At 69.4% G+C, this 20,487-nt stretch carries 20 protein-coding genes; 7 read left to right on the top strand and 13 right to left on the bottom strand.

Going from position 1 to position 20,487, the window contains the following annotated elements; translation table 11 throughout:
- Positions 1-4 precede the first annotated feature (4 nt).
- The 3 genes from AB0K21_RS30820 to AB0K21_RS30810 are packed head-to-tail and all read right to left on the bottom strand — an operon-like array spanning position 5 to position 3,546.
- Positions 5-856 (bottom strand): ABC transporter permease, encoded by an 852-nt coding sequence (locus AB0K21_RS30820; RefSeq protein ID WP_343964661.1) that lies wholly within the window; start codon positions 854-856, stop codon positions 5-7.
- Entirely contained in the window at positions 856-1,866 is a 1,011-nt protein-coding gene (locus AB0K21_RS30815) for an ABC transporter permease (RefSeq protein WP_343964659.1), read from the bottom strand. The genes AB0K21_RS30820 and AB0K21_RS30815 overlap by 1 nt, the downstream gene beginning before the upstream one ends.
- A 3-nt stretch (positions 1,867-1,869) precedes the next feature.
- Entirely contained in the window at positions 1,870-3,546 is a 1,677-nt protein-coding gene (locus tag AB0K21_RS30810) for an ABC transporter substrate-binding protein (RefSeq protein WP_343964657.1), read from the bottom strand.
- Between the two features lie 344 nt (positions 3,547-3,890).
- Between AB0K21_RS30810 and AB0K21_RS30805 the strand changes: the two genes are divergently transcribed.
- Positions 3,891-4,124, top strand: a complete 234-nt coding sequence (locus AB0K21_RS30805; protein WP_343964655.1) for a type II toxin-antitoxin system CcdA family antitoxin — start codon at positions 3,891-3,893, stop codon at positions 4,122-4,124.
- Between the two features lie 15 nt (positions 4,125-4,139).
- A complete protein-coding gene (locus AB0K21_RS30800) occupies positions 4,140-4,538 on the top strand; it encodes a hypothetical protein (RefSeq protein WP_343964653.1) in 399 nt (132 codons plus the stop codon).
- Here the strand turns inward: AB0K21_RS30800 and AB0K21_RS30795 are convergent.
- Positions 4,450-4,776, bottom strand: a complete 327-nt coding sequence (locus tag AB0K21_RS30795; RefSeq protein WP_364155266.1) for a Scr1 family TA system antitoxin-like transcriptional regulator — start codon at positions 4,774-4,776, stop codon at positions 4,450-4,452. The two genes, AB0K21_RS30800 and AB0K21_RS30795, sit on opposite strands and share 89 nt — an antisense overlap.
- A gap of 58 nt (positions 4,777-4,834) precedes the next feature.
- Between AB0K21_RS30795 and AB0K21_RS30790 the strand changes: the two genes are divergently transcribed.
- Both AB0K21_RS30790 and AB0K21_RS30785 read left to right on the top strand, forming a co-directional pair.
- The gene (locus tag AB0K21_RS30790) at positions 4,835-4,975 is read left to right on the top strand and encodes a hypothetical protein (RefSeq protein WP_343964651.1); all 141 of its coding nucleotides are present in this window, start codon (positions 4,835-4,837) and stop codon (positions 4,973-4,975) included.
- Positions 4,976-4,992: 17 nt separating this feature from the next.
- Positions 4,993-5,553 carry a hypothetical protein gene (locus AB0K21_RS30785; RefSeq protein WP_343964649.1) on the top strand — a complete coding sequence of 187 codons (561 nt, stop codon included), beginning with the start codon at positions 4,993-4,995 and terminating at the stop codon, positions 5,551-5,553.
- Positions 5,554-5,578: 25 nt separating this feature from the next.
- Here the strand turns inward: AB0K21_RS30785 and AB0K21_RS30780 are convergent, their stop codons facing one another.
- A complete protein-coding gene (locus tag AB0K21_RS30780; protein WP_343964647.1) occupies positions 5,579-5,941 on the bottom strand; it encodes a hypothetical protein in 363 nt (120 codons plus the stop codon).
- A gap of 127 nt (positions 5,942-6,068) precedes the next feature.
- Between AB0K21_RS30780 and AB0K21_RS30775 the strand changes: the two genes are divergently transcribed.
- The gene (locus AB0K21_RS30775) at positions 6,069-7,193 is read left to right on the top strand and encodes a transposase domain-containing protein (RefSeq protein ID WP_343964645.1); all 1,125 of its coding nucleotides are present in this window, start codon (positions 6,069-6,071) and stop codon (positions 7,191-7,193) included.
- Here the strand turns inward: AB0K21_RS30775 and AB0K21_RS30770 are convergent.
- The 8 genes from AB0K21_RS30770 to AB0K21_RS30735 form a co-directional block, all read right to left on the bottom strand.
- Positions 7,180-7,878: a hypothetical protein gene (locus AB0K21_RS30770; protein ID WP_343964643.1), complete on the bottom strand. Its 699-nt coding sequence runs from the start codon at positions 7,876-7,878 to the stop codon at positions 7,180-7,182. The two genes, AB0K21_RS30775 and AB0K21_RS30770, sit on opposite strands and share 14 nt — an antisense overlap.
- Positions 7,879-8,445: 567 nt before the next feature.
- The gene (gene araA, locus AB0K21_RS30765) at positions 8,446-9,942 is read right to left on the bottom strand and encodes an L-arabinose isomerase (RefSeq protein WP_364155179.1); all 1,497 of its coding nucleotides are present in this window, start codon (positions 9,940-9,942) and stop codon (positions 8,446-8,448) included.
- Positions 9,939-10,607, bottom strand: coding sequence for an L-ribulose-5-phosphate 4-epimerase (locus AB0K21_RS30760; RefSeq protein WP_343964639.1), 669 nt, complete (start codon positions 10,605-10,607; stop codon positions 9,939-9,941). Before AB0K21_RS30760 ends, araA begins: the two co-directional genes overlap by 4 nt.
- Positions 10,604-12,316 (bottom strand): ribulokinase, encoded by a 1,713-nt coding sequence (gene araB, locus AB0K21_RS30755; protein ID WP_343964637.1) that lies wholly within the window; start codon positions 12,314-12,316, stop codon positions 10,604-10,606. Before araB ends, AB0K21_RS30760 begins: the two co-directional genes overlap by 4 nt.
- 63 nt (positions 12,317-12,379) lie before the next feature.
- Entirely contained in the window at positions 12,380-13,366 is a 987-nt protein-coding gene (gene yjfF / locus AB0K21_RS30750) for a galactofuranose ABC transporter, permease protein YjfF (RefSeq protein WP_343964635.1), read from the bottom strand.
- Positions 13,363-14,412 (bottom strand): ABC transporter permease, encoded by a 1,050-nt coding sequence (locus tag AB0K21_RS30745; RefSeq protein ID WP_343964634.1) that lies wholly within the window; start codon positions 14,410-14,412, stop codon positions 13,363-13,365. Before AB0K21_RS30745 ends, yjfF begins: the two co-directional genes overlap by 4 nt.
- Positions 14,409-15,926, bottom strand: a complete 1,518-nt coding sequence (locus AB0K21_RS30740) for a sugar ABC transporter ATP-binding protein (protein WP_343964633.1) — start codon at positions 15,924-15,926, stop codon at positions 14,409-14,411. The genes AB0K21_RS30745 and AB0K21_RS30740 overlap by 4 nt, the downstream gene beginning before the upstream one ends.
- 218 nt (positions 15,927-16,144) lie before the next feature.
- Positions 16,145-17,134, bottom strand: a complete 990-nt coding sequence (locus AB0K21_RS30735) for a LacI family DNA-binding transcriptional regulator (protein WP_343964674.1) — start codon at positions 17,132-17,134, stop codon at positions 16,145-16,147.
- Positions 17,135-17,744: 610 nt separating this feature from the next.
- Here AB0K21_RS30735 and chvE point away from each other — a divergent pair.
- Together chvE and mmsA are read left to right on the top strand one after the other, a co-directional pair.
- A complete protein-coding gene (gene chvE / locus AB0K21_RS30730) occupies positions 17,745-18,881 on the top strand; it encodes a multiple monosaccharide ABC transporter substrate-binding protein (protein WP_343964631.1) in 1,137 nt (378 codons plus the stop codon).
- A 95-nt stretch (positions 18,882-18,976) separates the two neighbouring features.
- Positions 18,977-20,485 carry a multiple monosaccharide ABC transporter ATP-binding protein gene (gene mmsA, locus AB0K21_RS30725; RefSeq protein WP_364155263.1) on the top strand — a complete coding sequence of 503 codons (1,509 nt, stop codon included), beginning with the start codon at positions 18,977-18,979 and terminating at the stop codon, positions 20,483-20,485.
- Positions 20,486-20,487 lie beyond the last annotated feature (2 nt).

Below are 20,487 nucleotides of genomic sequence, written 5' to 3'. Positions count from 1 at the left end.
TCTGTCACCTCCTTGTGGAGTCGGCGCGTTCCTGCAGGCCCTCACCGAGGAGGCTGAAGCCCAGGACGCAGATCAGCAGGAAGAGGCCGGGCGGGACCGAGGTCCACCACCGGCCCGCGACGACGTCGCCGGAACCGAGGCTGATCATGGCGCCCCACTCCGCGGTGGGCAGCGGCACGCCGAGGCCCAGGAAGGACAGCCCGGCCAGCGTGAGCATCGCCCAGCCGCAGTTCAGCGGAGCGATGACCCGCACCGGCGTCAGGCTGTTGGGCAGTACGTGCCGCCAGAGCACCCCCCAGAAGGAGGAGCCGGAGGTGCGGGACGCCTCCACGAAGGGCAGTTCCCTGATGGATCGCACCTCGGCGCGGACCAGCCGGGCGTAGGCGGGTGCGTTCACCAGGGCGATGACCGCGATCAGGTTCGCCGTACCGCCGCCGAGCAGCGCGGCCACCGCCAGGGCCAGGATGAAGGTGGGGAACGCCTGGAAGACGTCGAGCACCCGCATCAGCACGTCGTCGGCCCAGCCGCCCCGGTATCCGGCGACCAGGCCGACGAGGCTGCCCGCGACCACGGCCAGGGCGACCGCGGCGACGGCGATGCCGACGTCGAGCCGGGCGGCGTGCAGGACCCGGCTCCACACGTCCATGCCGTTGAGGTCGGTGCCCAGCAGGTGTGCGCCACCTGGCGGGGCGAGGGAGGCGAGAGGGTCGATCTCCTCGGGCCCCCAGGAGCTCAGCAGCGGCGCGAACAGGACCGCCACCGCGACCACGGCCAGGATGACGGACCCCACCGTGATCAGGGACGACGCGAAGCGGCGGTCCGCGCCCGCCTCCCGGACTCCCGAAGCCTCGGCCATCAGATCCTCACTCTCGGGTCGAGGATCGCGTGGACGACGTCGGCGATGAGGAAGACCACCACGTAGAACAGCGCGATCACGAGCACCGACGCCTGAACCACCGGGTAGTCCCGGTAGAGCAGGCCGCGCAGCGCCCACTGCCCGAAGCCCTGCCAGGAGAAGACGTACTCCACGAGGACCGTCGAGCCGATGGAGAAGCCGAACACCAGGGCCGCCAGCGCGGGGAGCCGCACCAGCGTGGCCCGCACCAGGTAGCCGCGGAGCAGCAGCCGGTCCTTCAGGCCGTGCGCGGCGGCGGCCGTGTACGCCTCGGAGGCCAGCACCTCAAGCGCGGAGGCCCGGACGCTGCGCAACAGCGGCGCGACGATGACGATGACCAACGTGGCCACCGGCAACGCGAGGTGCTCCAGCGCGGAGACGAACGCCGGGCCGTTGGCGGTCAGCGCCGCGTCGAGCAGGTCGGCACCGGTGATCAGGTTCAGCTCGGTGTCGGGGTCCACCCGGCCGCTGGGGGCCGGGAACCAGCCCAGCACGCTGTAGCCCACCAGGACCAGCACCAGTCCGAGCCAGAACTCCGGTACCGAGTTGCCGATGAGCGCCGCGACGCGGACCGTGTGGTCGCCGAACCGGCCCGCGTGCCTGGCCGACCAGATGCCGAGCACCACCGCCAGCACGAGCGCCACGGCCAGCGCGATCACCACGAGTTCCATGGTCGGCCCGATCCGCAGGGCCATCTCCGAGCCCACCGGGGCACCGCTCTGGATGGAGGTGCCGAAGTCACCGGTGAACAGTCCCCCGACATAGTCGAGGAACTGCTGCCACAGCGGCCGGTCCAGCCCGAACCTGGCCCGCGCCGCGGCGGCGTCCGCCTCCGTGGCGTTGGGGCCGAGGATGGTACGGATCGGGTCACCCGGCAGGACCCTGACGAGCAGGAAGGTCAGCACGACCACCCCGAGGAGCACCGGGACGAGCTGGAGGAGCCGCCTGAGGACGAACCGGATGATACGCATGGATCAGGAGGAGCTGCTCAGGTAGCGCAGCCGGGCCAGGCCGTCCATCGGCTGGACCCACCCCGCCACCTCCTCCCGGACCGGGAGGTTGAAGTTGGGCTGGCAGATGACGACCCATGGCACGTCCTCGGCCAGGATCTCCTGCACGCGCAGCCAGAGCTTGGCACGCTCGGCCGGGTCGACGACGGTGTGGGACTCCTCGAAGATCTTCTCGATCTCGGGGTTGACGTAGTTGGAGTAGTTGAGGCTGGCCCCCTTGGTGAAGCTGGTGCCGAGCATGTACTCCACGTCGTTGACCCAGAGCTGGCCCAGGGTGATCTGCAGGGGGATGTTCTTCTTCGCCCTGCGCTCGCCGAGCGTGGCGGGGTCGAGCGGGGTGAGCTTCAGCTCGATGCCCGCCTTCCTGGCCTCGCTCTGCACGAGCACGGCGATCTGCTGCTGCTCCTCGCTGTCGGTCTGGAAGACCAGCTCGGAGGTGATCGAGGTCTTGCCCGCCGCGGCCAGCGTCTCCTTGGCCTTGGCGACGTCGTAGGCGTAGGGGTAGCCGGTCTCGGAGTAGCCGGGCATGTCCAGCGGGACGACGCTCTTGGCCGCCCGCGCGTCGCCGCCGTAGACGTTGGCGATGATCTGCTCGTACGGCACCGCTTGGGCGAGCGCCCTGCGCACCGCGGGATCGTCGAAGGGGGCGGTGGTCACCGACATCTGGATGGCGAGCTGGTTGTTGCTCGGCGCGGAGATGACCTTGACGCCCTTCGTGGACTTGAGGTCCTTGATGTCGCGCTGGCCGATGCCGAAGGCGACGTCGATGTCGCCGTTCTGCAGCTGCAGGCGCTGGTTGGAGGCCGCGGGCACCACGCTCAGCCTGATCTCGGAGCTCTTGGCACCGTCGGTGCCCGGGTAGCCGGCGTTGGCGGTGAGCACGATCTCCTGGCCCTGGACCGCCTTCTCCACGTTGAAGTAGCCGCCGGTCGGGGGGTTCTTGGCGAACCACTCCTTGGCCCAGGGGTCGGCGTCGGTGGCGTGCTTCTTCGCCTCCTCCGAGTCGAAGACGTACAGCGAGATGGCCTGGATCTGCCGGGTCAGCGCGCTGGGGAATGCCTGGGTGAAGGTCACCGTGTAGTCGTCGACCACCTCGATCTGGTCGGCCTTGGTGAGCCCGATCAGCCGGTAGACGCCGGCGACGTTGGCCTTCGCGGCGAACGCGCGGTCCTTGGACCACTTGACGTCCTTGGCGGTCATCTCGTTGCCGCTGGCGAACTTGACGCCCTTGCGCAGCTTGAGGGTCCAGACCTTGTTGTCGGCGTCGGGCTCGAAGGACTCGGCGAAGGTGGGGGCGATGGCCTCGGTGTCGAGGATCTGGCCGTCGCCGACCGAGGCGACCCCATAGTCGATCATGTAGGGGAAGACGTTCTTGTAGAGCATCAGGGCGGTCAGGTCGAACCCGACGAAGTCCTGGTCCCAGCTGCTCAGATAGCTGCTCACCGCGATCCGCAACTTCGAGGCGGCCGGGGCCCCGCCGGGGGCGGTGCTCGCCGCGGGCGCGGTGGATCCGTCGCCACCCGTGGTGCCGGCGGCGCACCCGGTCGCCAGGAGGAGGGCGACCCCGCTGCCGAGCTGCAGGACCGAGCGGCGGGACAGCGCCGGGGATCCCGGACCGTTGGGACGAGAGAAGCCGGGCACGGCAGTCCTCCAGGGGGCCACGAGGGATAGGCCGCGAGGGAGACGGTCCACCCGACCTACATGTGGCATTTGTTCTATCAGACCTGAGTTTGGTGAACAAGTGATCAATCTCTGTTCACGAACGAGGCCGGTGCTTAAAAAGCGGCAGGACAGCATGGAGATCATGCCCAACAGGCATGTTCACTGAATTTCACAAGACCGTCGCCCGCATGTGACCGATATCCCGTACCGTATCGGCAGAATCGCCTCCGCCCGGCGGCCCGGCCCGGAGCGGTGACAGGACCACTTTCCGCCCGGCACCTCGGCCAGCGGAAAAGATCTTAGTGCGGTACTACCGTGTCACCATGGCCACACCGGAGACCATCAGCGTGACCGTCGATCGCAATCTGCTCGATCACGCCAGGCAGCGGGTCGGCACCGGCTCACTGTCCGCCTACGTCAACGAGGCCCTCGCCCTGAAAGTCCAGCGGGAGCGCCATCGCCGCGCACTCTGGAACGCGAAGGCCGCTGACGCCGACCCCGATCGCGTGGCCCGCATGATGGCCCATGTCGAGAGCCAGGGCGAGCCCGACCGGTGACCGGCCCCCTACCTCTTGGACACGAGCGTCCTGACGGAGATCGCCCGCGGCGACAGCGATCTGATCGGACTCGTTCAGCGTTACGACGCCCAGGAACAACCGATGGTCATCCCGGCACTGGCGATCACCGGAGCCTCGCTCGACGTTCGAAGCGAAGAAGGCGACGATCTGCTGGGAGGACTCGACCTCTTCGACCAGGTGACGATCGCACCACTGGCCGGCACCGATCAGGCCCTGGCCCTGGCCTCCATGATCTCCAGAACAGGGCTCACCCCCTGGGACGCGCACGTGGCAGCCATAGCCGACGTGGCCGTACTCCCGATCCTCACTCTCGACCGGACCAAATGGGAAGAGCCCTCCCGCACCCTCGACGAGCCACTACACATCCGGGAGATCGCCGACCCCGACCAATAAAGGAGAAAGACTCCTCGACCTCGTATGCGGTCGCGCGAAGGTGATCAAATGCAATGGAGCGTGCGTACTCGTCCGTTTGGAGCATCCCGGGAATGATCTGCGCCGAGAAGCCGCGAATTGACGCGGCTTCGGCTTCGGGGGCGATGTAGGAGGCGAGTTCGGTGGGCAGGGTGTCGCCGCAGGCGTCCCACCATCCTTTGCGGCGTGCGTTGCGGTTGCCTACTTGATGGCGGTGCACCAAGTGAGAGCCCCAGGGCGGCTACACCTGCGCGCTCCAGCTGCGTGAGGCTCTCACGGTGAGGCAGACCGGCGCCCCGGGTGACAGGTTGGTGGCCGGTCAGGCGGTCGAAGGTGGAAACGACGTACAGGAGGCGCAGTGGCTGATCAGTCTGTGGCGGGCGTGGAGGCGTCTGGAGCCGATGCCCGAACTGGCCTGAACGGGTTCGCGTGGGCCGTGACGGAGGTGTTCGCGCCGCAGCATCTGATGCTGAGCCTGCCGCCGGTGGTCGGCGGGCTGGCGGCCGGTTGGGCGGGTGCGGCGTGGGGTGCAGCGGTCTCGGCGGTGTGCGGCGGGGTGCCAGCCACGGTGATTGCGGTCGGTGTGCGGCGGGGCCGGTTGGACTCGCGGCACATAGTGGAGCGGTCGAGCCGATTCAAGCCGATGCTGGCGGCATTGGCCGCCGTGGTCGTGACGCTGCTGGTGTTGCTGGTGGCCGAGGGGGATCCGGCCGAGCTGACGGCGATGGTCGTGGTGATGCTGGGCTGGCTGGCGGTGCTGGGCCCGATCACCTTGGTGTGGAAGATCTCGTTTCACACGAGCACGGCCGCCGGGGTCGCGGTCGTGCTGGCGTACGTGCTCTCGGCCGCGGTGACGCTCACGGTGGGTGCGGCGCTGGTGGCGGTGATCGGGTGGGCGCGGGTGCGGATTTCTCACCACACGCTCGCCCAAGCCGTCGCGGGCGCGGCAGCCGGGGCGGCCGTGGCGTGGGCGGTGTTCACCGCCATGGGCGTGTGAGGGGTTCAACAACGGGCGGGGGCACTCAGGTCTGGGGGATGAGTGCCTTCGCCTGCTCACGTTCGGCGCGGATCATGTCGAGGGGGCGCATGTCGAGCACCTTTTGCATAGCGGTGACGTTCTCGGCGGCCAGCATGTAGGCCGCTCCTCGCTGAGATTCTCGCTGAGACTCCTGCTGAGGTCGGCGCGCTTCGGCCAGGAGCCTGGAGGTGCGGGCCTGAGAGGGCATGCGCGCCAGGGTCTCGCGGGCGTCTCCGACAAGCTGGTCGGAGGCGAGGACGGCCTGTTCGTGGGCGTGGACATCGGCGGGGTCGGGGGTGGAGACCGGCCACCCGCCCTTGCGGTGGTTCTTCGGCCTGACGCTGCACGTGAGGTCTACATCCGGCATGCAGCAACCGGCTACGGCACTCACCTCGTGCGCATTTTTTGAGCTGATTTAGATAGGTTTGTATAGGAAATAAAGCGTTTGACCGCCTAGGGCTTGACAGCGAGTACACAAGGGCATGACTAGGCGAGTGAAGACTGAGCCGGTCCATGGGCGGCTGGCCGATCATCTGGCGATCGGGATCCTCACCTCCGCCTTCCCCGTACCGCTCCTCGACGAGGTCGTGCTGGCCAGCGGCTGCGCCGACCAGCGGCGGCGGGCACTGCCCGCCCGCCTGACGATCTACTACGTGCTGGCCCTGTGCATGTTCCCTGACCGGAACTACGACGAGGTCATGCGCCTGCTGCTGAACGGCCTGTCGTGGCGTTCGCACTGGGCCAAGAGCTGGGAGGTGCCCAGCGTGTCGGCGATCAGCCGGGCCCGCGCGCGGCTCGGCGCGGAGCCGCTGCGGGTGCTGTTCCGCCGGGTGGCCGTGCCGCTGCCGGAGCCCGGGGCCACCGGGTCGCGGCTGGCCGGACTGCGGGCGGTGATGATGGACGGCACCACGCTGACCGTCCCGGAGACCCGCGACAACGCGGCGTTCGGCTACCCGGACGAGAGCGCCCGCCTGCCGTGCGTCCGGGTGGTGGCCGTGGTCGACGGCGGGACGCACGCGCTGATCGACGCGACCATCGGCGGCTCGGGGGCGGGGCGGCAGGCGCTCGCGCCGAGGCTGCTGCGCCGCCTGGAGCCCGGCGTGCTGCTGCTCGCCGGTCCGGGGGCGAGAGGGGCCGAGCTGTGGCGGAAGGCGGCGGGAACCGGCACGCACCTGCTGTGGCGGACCGGCGAAGCGGGCGGGTTCCCCGTGGCGCGCCGTCTCGGCGACGGGTCGTTCCTGTCCAGGCCGCCCGGCTGGGCGGACGCCCTGCTGCGGGTCATCCCGCTGCCCGGCACGGAACGGCTGGTCACCACGCTGCTCGACCCGGGACGGGCCCCGGCGCCGGAGCTGGTGGCGCGGTACGCGGAGCGCTGGGTCATGGACGGCGCGCTGGCCTGGCTGCGATCCGACCGGAGCGGCGCGACGGTCACGCTCCGTTCCAGGACCCCCGAGACGGTGGCCCAGGAGATCTGGGCGCTGCTCTGCGTCTACCAGGCGGTACGAGCCCTGACCTGCCGGGGGGCCGGCCGCGCACGGGTGCGGCCCGCCTCCCGGATGCGTACCGGAAGGCGGGCCGAGGGTGTTCTCAGGGGCGAGGGCGTTCTCAGGGGCTGGTGAGGTACAGCTTCTGGTCGAAGACACCGGAGTTGGCGACGGTCTCCCCCATGAGCTGGAAGGTGGCGGTGTAGTTGGCCGTGCCGGGGCACAGGATGCTGCCGCTGTCCTTGGTGAGGGCGTAGTTGGTGGCCTTGGCCTGGGCCTGGGCGATCGCCGGCTTCGGGCGGCTGGCGTTGTCGGGGTTGAAGGTGTCCAGGGCGATGCTGTTACCGGCGCCGGAGCCCCGGTAGACACAGCTGATGGTGCCGAACCAGCCGGTGGACACCGAGGAGACCTTGACGCCCTTCAGGGTCACGATGCCGTCCCGCCCGGGGATCACCCTGTTGTAGACGACGCTGCCGCCGGTCCAGGTGGAGACCCCTACCGGGGACACGGTGGAGGAGCCTCCGGCGCTGTTCGGGCAGGCCGGGCCGGGAGTGTTGCTGAAGTTGAAGACCGCGATGTCCAGCGCGGTGCCGTCCGACTGGACCGTCCCGTCGATGTTGCCCGTGTTGCAGGTGGCGGTGGCGAGCGTGGTCGAGACCGACACCGGATCGATGAGCGTGGCCCGGATCTTGCCCGAATAGGCGGCGCCCATGTCGGTGTCCCGGTGGATCGTGGTGCCGGCCGCCGAGGCGGGAAGCGGGGCGAGAACGAGTGCCGCCATGGCGACGGCGGCGACGGCGAGGTTTCGGATGCGTTTCATCGGCCACTCCCTTGTAATGTGCCGGACATCGTGAGGGTAGATAGCCGCATATACACCGTCAATATCAATCACCCAAACACCGCGATCGGAGCCGAATATCACCTCCTAAGTCAATTGAAGCACCGTTGACATAAGCGCTTCGCCATTGAATGAATCGATCGGCGGGCCGACCGGATTCCCGCGAAGGAAGGCGGTCCGACCGGCCGCCGGACTCCTTCACCGGCACCCACCGCCTCTCACACCCCGCCTGAACAGCGCAGGAGTCTCCGAGCGGCGGAGCCGACGGGAATTCGGCCTCCCAAGCGCTTCTCTCAACCGTTCTGCCGATCGAGTCTGCCGCGTCACCCGAAGACGAAATCTCGGGGAAAACGCTCCACCCCGTCGCCGACGGTTGAATCGGACGCCCCTTTGCCCGCACCCCGCCGTTGTCGCCATCCGAAAACAAACGCGACGACCGCGCGTTTGAAAATACGCGGTCGCCGACAATTCTTCCGGGCGTTTCGTGTGTTCGGATGACAATACGCGTAGCAGCGGAACGGGCCCCGCCGATCGGCGGGGCCCTTCGGGTCAGAAGCCCTGCGCCAGCCGGTAGTAGGCCTGGTTCCAGCGGATCTCCTTGGCGAACTGGCGGGGGGTGGTGTCGGCGTCGATGACCAGCAGCTCGACGCCGAGCATGTCGGCGAGGTCGGTGAGCTCCTCGCCGGTCAGCGCGGACGACAGCACCGTGTGGTGCGGGCCCCCGGCGGTGAGCCACGCCTCGGCGGAGGTGCTCAGGTTCGGGCGGGGCCGCCACACCGCGCGGGCGACGGGCAGGTTGGGCAGCGGCTCGGCCGGGGCGACCACGTCGATCTCGTTGGCCACCAGCCGGAACCGCTCCCCCATGTCCGACAGACCGATCACCACCGCCGGTCCGGGTTCGGCGTCGAAGACCAGCCGGACGGGGTCCTCCCGCCCGCCGATGCCCAACGGGTGGATCTCGCACGAGGGCACCCCGGCGGCGATCGTCGGGCAGACCTCCAGCATGTGCGCGCCCAGGATGACCTCCTGGCCCGGGGCCAGATGGTAGGTGTAGTCCTCCATGAAGGAGGTGCCGCCCTCAAGACCGGCCGCCATCGTCTTCAGGGTGCGCAGCAGCACCGAGGTCTTCCAGTCGCCCTCCCCGCCGAAGCCGTAGCCGTCGGCCATCAGCCGCTGCACCGCCAGCCCCGGCAACTGCCGCAGGCCCCCGAGGTCCTCGAAGTTGGTGGTGAACGCGCCGAAGCCCCCCTCGGTGAGGAAGTGGCGCAGCCCCAGCTCGATGCGGGCGGCGTACCGCAGGGAGTCGTGGCGCTCGCCGCCGGCCCGCAGCTCGGGGGCGACCTTGTAGCTGTCCTCGTACTCGGCGACCAGGTCGTCCACCTCGGAGTCCGCCGCCGCGTCGACCACGGCGACCAGGTCGTTGACACCGTAGGTGTTGACCGAGACGCCGAAGCGCAGCTGCGCCTCCACCTTGTCGCCCTCGGTGACCGCCACGTCGCGCATGTTGTCGCCGAAGCGGGCCAGCCGCAGCGAGCCGACCTCCGCGCGTCCGGCCGCGGCCCGTGCCCACGCCCCGATGCGCGCGGCCACCGCCGGGTCGCTCACGTGCCCGGCGACGGTCTTGCGCGCCACGCCCAGCCGGGACTGGATGTAGCCGAACTCGCGGTCGCCGTGGGCCGCCTGGTTGAGGTTCATGAAGTCCATGTCGATGGAGCTCCACGGCAGCGCCACGTTGGCCTGGGTGTGCAGGTGCAACAGCGGCGTGCGCAACGCGTCCAGCCCGGCGATCCACATCTTGGCCGGGGAGAAGGTGTGCATCCAGGCGATCACCCCGACGCAGGCGTCCGAGGCGTTCGCCTCCAGGCAGACCCTGCGGATCGACGCGGCGTCGGTGAGCACCGGCTTCCACACCAGCCGGAACGCCAGCGACTCGCCGAGTTGCTCGGCGATCCGCCGGGACTGCTCGGCCACCTGGGCCAGCGTCTCCTCTCCGTACAGGCCCTGGCTTCCGGTGAGGAACCAGATCTCACGCTCGTGGAGGATCAACGCGGACTCCTTTGCCCGTAGACGTTCTGGTAGCGGTCGTACAAACTGTCGACGGCGGGCCGCGGGATCGGCAGCGGCTCGCCCAGCTGGCGGGCCACGTGCACGGTGCGCGCGACGTCCTCGCACATCACCGCGGCCTTGACCGCGGCACGGGCGTCCGCGCCGACGGTGAAGACGCCGTGGTTGCGCATCAGGATCGCCGGGGAGCGGTGCCCCTTCAGGGTGGCGACGATCCCCCTGCCGATGTCGTCCCCGCCGATCAGCGCGAACGGCCCCACCGGGATCTCCCCGCCGAACTCGTCCGCCATGGCCGTCAGCACGCACGGGATCGCCTCGCCCCGCGCCGCCCAGGCGGAGGCGTACGTGGAGTGGGTGTGCACCACCCCGCCGACCTGGGGCATCTCCCGGTAGACGTACGCGTGCGCGGCGGTGTCGCTGGACGGCGACAGCTCGCCCCCGACCGGCTCGCCGTCCAGGTCGCACACCACCATCGACTCCGGGCTCAGCTCGTCGTACGACACCCCGGACGGCTTGATGACGAACAGGTCCTCACCCGGCACCCGCCCCGAGATGTTGCCCGCGGTCCAGGCGACGAGGTTGTAGCGGACCAGCTCGTCGTGGAGCCGGCAGACCGTCTCCCGCAGCTTCCCGACGACGGCGCTCATCCGGCCGCCCCCATCACTCGTGGTAGTCCGGTCACACGTCCTCCTTGTTCTTTCGATGTGCTCGCCTCGTTGCGCAGGGCCCGCAGGCCGTGCAGCATCTCCCCGTCGGCGAAGTGGTCGTGCAGGCGGCGGTAGTCGGCGTACAGCCGGTCGTAGGCGTCGGCGCGCCCGGCGTCGGGCAGGTGGACGGCCTCGGCGCGCCTGCCCATCGCGGCCGAGGCCGCGGTGATGTCCGGGTAGGCCCCGGCGGCGACCGCGGCGTGGATGGCCGATCCCAGGGCGCACCCCTGCTCCGAGCCGATCACCGAGATCGGGCGGCGCAGCACGTCGGCGTAGACCTGCATCAGGAACCGGTTTTTGATCAGGCCGCCCGCGGCGACGAACTCGGTCACCGGCACCCCGGAGTCCTCGAAGGTCTCCACGATCACGCGGGCACCGAACGCGGTGGCCTCGATCAGCGCCCGGTAGGTGTCCTCGGGCCTCGTCGCGAGGGTCTGGCCGACGATGACGGCCGAGAGGTCGTGGTCGACCAGCACCGAGCGGTTGCCGTTGTGCCAGTCGAGCGCCACCAGGCCGTGCTGCCCGACCCGCTGCGCGGCGGCGAGTTCGGTGAGATGCTCGTGCACGGTGAGCCCGCGCCGCTCGGCCTCCCGCTCGTAGGAACCGGGCACCGAGGTCTCCACGAACCAGCCGAAGATGTCGCCGACTCCCGACTGGCCCGCCTCGTATCCCCACAGCCCCGGCACGATCCCGTCGCGCACCACACCGCACATGCCGGGCACCTCCGCCAGCGCGTCGGAGGGCATGATGTGGCAGGTGGAGGTGCCCATGATGGCGACCATCTGACCGGGCCGCACGGCGTCCGCGGCGGCGGCCGTGACGTGGGCGTCCACGTTGCCGACCGAGATCGCGATTCCCTCGGGCAGCCCGGTCCAGGCCGCGGCGCGGGCGTCCAGCCGGCCCGCGAGACCACCGAGCGGCGACAGCTCCTGACCGAGCTTGGCGGTGAAACCGGTGAAGGCCGGGTTGAGTTCGGCCAGGAACTCCGCCGAGGGGTAGCCGCCGCCGGTGTGGATGGCCTTGTACCCGGCGGCGCACACGTTGCGGGTCTCCACGCCGGTGAGCTGCCAGACGATCCAGTCGGCGGCCTCGATCCAGCGCTCGGCGCGGCCGTAGACCTCCGGGTCCTCCTCCAGTACCTGCAGGCCCTTGGCGAACGCCCACTCCGCGGAGATCTTCCCGCCGTAGCGGGACAGCCACGTCTCCTTCCTGCGGGCGGCGACGGCGTTGATCCGGTCGGCGTGCGGCTGCGCCGCGTGGTGCTTCCACAGCTTCGGCCACGCGTGCGGGCGCTCCGCGAGCCCGTCGACCTCGCAGAGCGGGGTACCGTCCGCGGTGGCGGGCAGCACGGTGCAGGCGGTGAAGTCGGTGCCCAGGCCGATGACCTTCGACGGGGAGATCCCGGCCGCCGCCACCGCCCCGGGCACCGCCACGCGCAGCACCTGCCGCCAGTCCTCCGGCGACTGCAACGCCCAGTCGGGGCCCAGCCGCACGGCACTGCCGGGCAGCCGTTCCTCGATCACCCGGTGTGCGTACTCGTGCACGGCCGTGCCGACCTCGGCGCCGTCGCTCACCCGCACCACCACGGCGCGGCCGGACAGCGTGCCGAAGTCGACTCCGACCACGTAGCGGTCATTGTTAGCGTTCACACAATCTCCAGGACCTCGACAGGGGAGAGCTCCGGCGCGGATCCCCGCGCCGGAGCCGGGGATTCAGGTGCGCCGCGCCACACCGAGGCGTTGCAGCAGGATGAAGGCGAAGAGCAGCAGGCCGATGAAGATCTTGGTCCACCAGGAGCTGAGGGTCCCCTCGAAGCTGATGATCGTCTGGATCAGCCCGAGGACGAGCACGCCGAGCACGGTGCCGAGCAGGTAGCCGTACCCCCCGGTCAGCAGCGTGCCGCCGATCACGACCGCGGCGATCGCGTCCAGTTCCATGCCGACCGCGTGCAGCCCGTAGCCCGACAGCATGTAGAAGGAGAGCAGCACACCGCCCAGCGCGGAGCAGAAACCGCTGATCGTGTAGACCGCGATCTTCGTCCTGGCCACCGGCAGGCCCATGAGCAGCGCCGACTGCTCGCCGCCGCCGGTCGCGTAGACGTTGCGGCCCAGCCGGGTGTAGTGCAGCACGTACGCCCCGGCGAGGATCACCACGACCGCGACGAGCACGCTCGGCGAGACGAACGCGCCGCCCGGCAGGTCGATCCTGGCCTGGGCGAGGCCGGTGTACGTCGGGTCGGTGATCGAGATCGAGTCGGTGCCGATGGTGTAGCAGAGCCCCCTGGCCAGGAACATGCCGGCCAGCGTCACGATGAAGGGCTGGATGTCGAAGTAGTGGATCACGCAGCCCATGGCGAGGCCGAGCACCGCGCCGACCGCCAGCACCAGCGGGATCACCAGCACGGGCGGCCAGCCGCCGTCCGTCACCAGGCTCGCCGAGATCATCGTGGCGAGCGCGACCACCGCCCCCACCGACAGGTCGATGCCGCCGGTGAGGATCACGAACGTCATGCCGACCGCCACGACCAGCAGGAACGCGTTGTCGATGAAGACGTTGAGCACCACCTGCCCGGAGGCGAAGCCCTCGTAGCGGATGCCGCCGACCACGAACATCGCGAGGAACAACCCGCCGGTCACCAGGACCGGCAGGTACTTGCGGGGTGTCGACCGGTTCGGCGAAAGCACGCCCAGGCTGGTCATACCGTGATCCTCACCTTCGTGTCGGCGTCCGCGGAGGCGGGTGGAGCGCCGCGCCGCGGGCGGTGGAACACCTTCTCCCTGAAGGTCGGTGACTGCAGCAGGCAGACCAGGGTGACGACGAGCGCCTTGAAGAGCAGCGTCGTCTCCGGCGGCACGCCGATCGAGTAGATCGTGGTGGTCAGCGTCTGGATGATGAGCGCGCCGAGCACGGTGCCGCCGAGCGAGAACCGGCCGCCCGCGAGCGAGGTGCCGCCGATCACGACCGCGAGGATCGCGTCGAGCTCGATCCAGAGCCCGGCGTTGTTGCCGTCGGCGCTGGACACGTTGGAGCTGATCATCAGCCCCGCGATGCCGGCGCACAGGCCGCAGAACGCGTAGACCACGATGGTCAGGCCCCGGGAGCGGATGCCCGCCAGGCGGCTGGCCTCGGCGTTCCCGCCGACCGACTCGATGAGCAGGCCGAGGGCGAGGCGCCGGGTGAGGAAGGCGGTCACCGCGAGCACGACCAGCACGACCAGGATGCAGAAGGGCACGGTGAGCCAGTAGCCGCCGCCCACCAGCTTGTACGGCACGCTGTTGACGGTGATGATCTGGCCGTCGGTGACCAGCTGGGCCAGCCCTCGCCCGGCGACCATGAGGATCAGCGTCGCGATGATCGGCTGGATGCCGATCCCGGCGACGAGGAACCCGTTCCACACCCCCAGCACCAGGGAGAGCACCAGCGCCAGGCCGATCGCCGCGAGGACGCCGCCCACCGCGCTCTGGTCGTCCAGCTCGCTGATCCGAAGGCAGGCGAGCGCCCCGGAGATGGCCACCACCGATCCCACGGACAGGTCGATGCCGCCGGTGGCGATGACCAGTGTCATGCCGACCGCCACCAGGATCAGCGGCGCGCCGAAGCGGATGATGTCGATGAGGCTGCCGTAGAGGTGGCCGTCCTTCATCTGCACCGACAGGAAGCCGTCGGTGAACACGACGTTGGTCGCCAGCAGCAGGACGAGAACGAGCACCGGCCACAGCAGGCGGTGCCTGGCAAGACGGTTCATGGGCGGGCTCCGCTGGCGATCGTCTCCATGAGGACGTCGACCGTGAGGTCGTCGTCGTTGGGCAGCTGCGCCACCAGGTGCCGGTCGCGCAGCACGCCGACCCGGTGGCTGAGACGGAGCACCTCCTCCAGCTCGGCGGAGATGAACAGCACGGCCATGCCCCCGTCGGACAGGGAGACGACCAGGCGCTGGATCTCGGCCTTGGCCCCGACGTCGATGCCGCGGGTCGGCTCGTCCAGGATGAGCAGCCGCGGCTCGACGATGAGCCAGCGGGCCAGCAGCACCTTCTGCTGGTTGCCGCCGCTGAGGTTGCGCACGAGTTGTTCGGGGTTGGGAGGGTTGATGCGCAGCGCGCCGATGTACTTCTCCACCAGCTCGTCCTGGCGGCGGCGCGGTATGGGCCTGGCCCAGCCACGCGCCGCCGCCAGGGCCAGCACGATGTTCTCCCGTACGGTGAGGTCGGCGATCAGGCCCTCGGTCCGCCGGTTCTCCGGGCAGAAGGCGACTCCCCTGGCGGTCGCGGCGCGCGGGGTGCGCAGCGAGACCGGCGTACCGTCGATCGCCACCTCTCCGGTTCCCGCGTGGTCCGCGCCGAAGAGCAGGCGGGCGATCTCGGTGCGGCCGGAGCCGAGCAGCCCGGCCAGGCCCACCACCTCGCCCTGGTGGATGGAGAGCGTGAACGGCTGCACCGCCCCCGCCCTGCCGAGTTCCCTCGCCTCGATGACCACGTCGCCGGTCCGCGCCAGGTCCTTGGGCTTCTCGTCGAGCCGTTCCAGGTCGGCGAGCTCGTTGCCGATCATCTTGCCGACCAGCTCGACCTGGCTCAGCTCGGCGGTGAGGTGCTCGCCGACCAGCCGGCCGTTGCGCAGGATCGTCATCCGGTCGGCGATCTCGTAGACCTGGTCGAGGAAGTGCGAGACGAAGAGGATGGCGATCCCCTCGTCCTTGAGCCGCCGCATCACCCGGAACAGTTGCGCGACCTCTCCCGCGTCCAGGCTGGAGGTCGGCTCGTCGAGGATGAGCACGCTCGCGGAGATGTCGACGGCCCGCGCGATGGCCACCATCTGCTGCACGGCCGGCGAGTACGAGGACAGCGGCGCCGAGACGTCCAGGTCGAGGTCGAGCCTGGCGAGCAGCTCGGCCGCGCGCCGGCGCGTCTCACCCCACCGGATACGGCCGAAGCGGCGCGGCTCGCGCCCGATGAAGATGTTCTCGGCCACCGAGAGGTTCGCGCAGAGGTTGAGCTCCTGGTAGACCGTGCTGATCCCGGCCCGCTGCGCCTCCAGGGGGCCGGCGAAGGAGACCGGCGCGCCGGCCAGCTCGATCCGGCCCGCGTCGACGTCGTACACGCCGGTGAGCACCTTGATGAGCGTCGACTTCCCCGCGCCGTTCTCCCCCATCAGCGCGTGCACCTCCCCCGGCAGGAGTCTGAAGTCCACGCCGGTCAGCGCCTTGACGCCGGGGAACTCCTTGCTGATCCCGATCATCCGCAGGATCGGGTCGGGTGCGGCCATGCGACTCCCTTTCCTCCCAGGAGACGGGCCGCCCGCGAGGCGGCCCGCCAGGTCAGTTGCGGCGGGTGGGCGGCGCCTCTCCGGCCCGCTCCCGCGTGAGGATCGTCTTCGTACGGGCCGGCGTCCGCCGTCCCACCGGCCGGGCGTCCGGTGCCGGTGTGGATCGCCGGGGCTCGCCTGACCGTTAGCGCTAACATCGACGGGCGGACTTGTTCGCGTCACGTGTGGGCCGGTGCGGTGCTGGCCCTGGCCACGAACCTCGGCGGAACGACATGCCGCTCGTGGGACCATTCCGCGCCCGCCTCCATCTGCCTGAGCAGCAGTTCGATGCTCCATCTCCCGACCGCCCCGAAGTCCTGCCTGACCGTGGTGAGCGGCGGGGTGAAGAACTCCGACTCCGGGATGTCGTCGAACCCCACGATGCTGATCTGCTCGGGCACCCGCACTCCCCGCTCGGCGAAGGCGCGCAGCGCGCCGAGCGCCATCTGGTCGTTGGCGACGAACACCGCGGTGACACCCGGCACCGCCGCCAGGCGCAGACCCGCCTCGTAGCCGGAGCGCGGGCTCCAGTCACCGGGCAGCGGTTCGGGGATCGGACGGCCCGCGGCGACCAGCACGTCGCGCCACCCCTCGATCCGCCCCTCGACCTCCAGCCAGTCCGGCGGGCCGCCGATGTGCCAGACGGTCTCGTGGCCGAGGTCGAGCAGGTGCCTGGTGGCCAGCCGGGCACCGTGGACCTGGTCGACACTGACCACCGACACGTCGCCGGAGTGGCCGCCCTCGACGGCCACCACGGGGATGTCGGTGGGCACGTCGGCCAGCGCCGGGGCGGCCGAGCGCTGCGGCGCGACCACCACGATGCCGTCGACGCCCTGCTCGGCCAGGTAGCCGAGCGCGTCGCGCACTCCCGCGGTGTCGATGGTCTTGAGGCTGACCATGCTGACGAAGTACCCCGCGGACCTGGCGGCCTGCTCGATGCCGTACACGGTGCTCGCCGGCCCGTACAGGGTCGTGTCGAAGCTGACCACGCCGAGGGTGCGGGTATGCCTCGTGACCAGGGCGCGGGCCACCATGTTGCGCCGGTAGCCGAGCTCGTGGATCGCCGCCAGCACCCGGGCGCGGGTCTCGGCACGGACGTTGGGGTGGTCGTTGAGCACGCGTGAGACCGTCTGGTGCGACACGCCGGCCTTCGTGGCGACATCCGCCATCACCGGCGGGCGGCGCTCGTGGCTCGGGCTCACGGTCGGCTCCTTCTGGTGGCTTGGGACAGACTGTGAGCGCTAACAACACCTCGCGTCAAGCACCCGCCACATTGCAGTCTGGTTACACGGGAACCATTCGTTAACGCCTACTTGACGGCACCGTCATCACGCCCTTAACTGTCCCATACCCCGTTGTTAACGCTCACATATCCTCCGGGAAGGTCTTCATGACGCGAGGACTGCTGACCACCCGGGGGTTGACAGCCGGCCGACTCCGGCATTTGATGTCTCGTCACACAGCCGGCCGGATCCCCGCGGTGTCCCGCGCCGCTGTTGTGAACGCTCACAAAAACACTTACGAAAACGCTCAAGAAAACGCTCACGGAATTGCTCAGGACCCTGCTCAGGGACCTGTTCACGGACCTGTTCACGGATGGGGGAGCGAGCCGGGTCACGGCTCGCTCCCCCATCGCCGCGGGCACGGCCCCGAAGGAACGCGCCCCGGTGGCGGCACACGCCGCCCGAGCACCCGCCGCTCTCGGGACGCGCCGCCTCCCATCTCTCCCGCGGCCCTCCCCCCGGCCAGGACCCCGGACCCCCACACTGGAGGTATTCGATGAAGTTCGCGAAGCTGGTCACCTTCTCGGTGAGCCTGGCTCTCGCCATGGGAGTGACGGCCTGTGGCTCAAGCGTCAAGACCGTCGACCAGGGCGCGTCGGAGGCCGCCTCCGCGGCGCCCGCCGACACCCTGGTCGGCGTCACGATGCCGACCAAGTCCTCCGAGCGCTGGATCCACGACGGTGACAACGTCAAGAGCGCCCTGGAGAAGCTGGGCTACAAGGTCGACCTGCAGTACGCGGAGAACGACATCCCCACGCAGGTCAACCAGATCGAGAACCAGATCACCAAGGGCGCCAAGCTGCTGATCATCGCCTCGATCGACGGCACCGCCATCACCACGCAGCTCCAGCAGGCGGCCGACAAGAAGATCCCGGTGATCGCCTACGACCGGCTCATCCGCAACTCGCCGAACGTCGACTACTACGCCACCTTCGACAACTTCAAGGTGGGCGTGCAGCAGGCGACCTCGCTGCTGGTCGGCCTGAAGCTGAAGAAGGAGGACGGCTCCGACGGCGACGCCAAGGGCCCGTTCAACATCGAGATCTTCGCCGGCTCGCCGGACGACAACAACGCCACCTTCTTCTACAACGGCGCGATGGAGACGCTGAAGCCGTACATCGACGCCGGCACCCTGGTCGTCAAGAGCGGCCAGACCGACTTCAAGACCGTCGCGATCCTGCGCTGGGACCCGGCCACCGCGCAGAAGCGGATGGAGGACCTGATCACCAAGTCCTACTCCGGCGACACCTTGGTCGACGGCGTGCTCTCCCCGTACGACGGTCTGTCCATCGGCATCCTGTCGGCGCTGAAGAGCAGCGGCTACGGCACCGCCGGCCAGCCGTACCCGATCGTGACCGGCCAGGACGGCGAGGTCGCCTCGGTCAAGTCGATCATCGCGGGTGAGCAGTACGCGACGATCTACAAGGACACCCGTGAGCTGGCCGCCGTCACCGTCGAGATGGCCGACGCGGTGCTCAAGGGCGGCAAGCCCGAGGTGAACAACACCACCGACTACGACAACGGCAACAAGGTCGTCCCGTCCAATCTGCTGGAGCCCGTGATCGTCTACAAGGACAACTACAAGAAGGTCCTCGTCGACTCCGGCTACTACACCGAAGACCAGCTCAAGTAGGAGCAGCGGCGCCACCCCCGCGAACGTCCGCGGGGGTGGCGGGGCTCCCGGAAGACGCCGAGGAGGCGGACGGCTTGACCGACGACATACTCCGGATGCGCGGGATCACCAAGACGTTCCCGGGCGTCAAAGCCCTGCAGGACGTCAACCTGGCGGTACGCAGGGGCGAGATACACGCGATCTGCGGGGAGAACGGCGCCGGCAAGTCGACGCTGATGAAGGTCCTGTCCGGCGTGTACCCGCACGGTTCGTACGACGGCGAGATCTTCTTCGACGGCGAGCCGTGCCGCTTCTCCGACATCAGGGACAGCGAGAAGCACGGCATCGTGATCATTCACCAGGAGCTGGCGCTCAGCCCGTACCTGTCCATCGCCGAGAACATCTTCCTCGGCAACGAGCGGACCAGCCGCGGCCTGATCGACTGGAACCGGACCAACGCCGAGGCCGCCGAGCTGCTGGAGCGGGTCGGGCTGCGCGAGAACCCGGTGACGCGCTCGATGGACATCGGGGTCGGCAAGCAGCAGCTGGTGGAGATCGCCAAAGCGCTGTCCAAGCAGGTCAGACTGCTCATCCTCGACGAGCCGACCGCCTCGCTCAACGACGAGGACTCCGCGCACCTGCTCGACCTGCTGCGCGGGCTGCGCGAGGAGGGCATCACCTCGGTGATCATCTCGCACAAGCTGAACGAGATCCAGGCCATCGCCGACTCCACCACGATCCTGCGTGACGGCCGGACGATCGAGACCCTGGACATGAGCGGCGAGGAGGTCACCGAGGAGCGCATCATCGCCGGCATGGTGGGCCGCGACCTCGAACACCGCTTCCCGCCGCACGAGCCGAAGATCGGCGAGGAGGCGCTGCGGATCGAGGACTGGACGGTGCACAGCCCCACCCAGCACGACCGCGTCGTCGTCTCCGGCGCCAACCTGACACTGCGCCGCGGCGAGATCGTCGGCCTGGCCGGCCTGATGGGCGCCGGCCGCACCGAGCTGGCGATGAGCGTGTTCGGCCGGAGTTACGGGGTCGGCGTCTCCGGCCGCGTCTACAAGAACGGCAGGGAGATCCAGCTCCGCACGGTCGGCGAGGCGATCGGCCACGGGCTCGCGTACGCCACCGAGGACCGCAAGCGGTACGGCCTCAACCTGATCGACGACATCAAGCGGAACGTGTCGGCCGCCGCGCTGAGGAAGCTGGCCAGGCGCGGCTGGGTCGACGACAACAAGGAGTACCAGGTCGCCGACGGCTTCCGGGAGAGCATGAACATCAAGGCTCCCAGCGTGCTGTCGGTCACCGGAAAGCTCAGCGGCGGCAACCAGCAGAAGGTGGTGCTGTCGAAGTGGATCTTCACCGACGCCGACGTGCTGATCCTCGACGAGCCCACCCGCGGCATCGACGTGGGCGCCAAGTACGAGATCTACTCGATCATCAACCAGCTCGCCGACCAGGGCAGGGCCATCCTGGTCATCTCCTCGGAGCTGCCCGAGTTGCTCGGCGTCTGCGACCGCGTCTACGCCATGTCCGCCGGCCGCATCACCGGTGAGGTCTCCCGGGCCGAGGCCACCCCTGAGCGGCTCATGCAGCTCATGACCAAGGAAAAGGAGTAAGG

It is taken from the genome of Streptosporangium sp. NPDC049248 (assembly GCF_040678965.1).
Classification (GTDB): Bacteria; Actinomycetota; Actinomycetes; order Streptosporangiales; family Streptosporangiaceae; genus Streptosporangium; species Streptosporangium fukuiense.
Note: the sequence above shows the minus strand (reverse complement) of the source record. Positions and strands in the feature narration are given on the sequence as shown.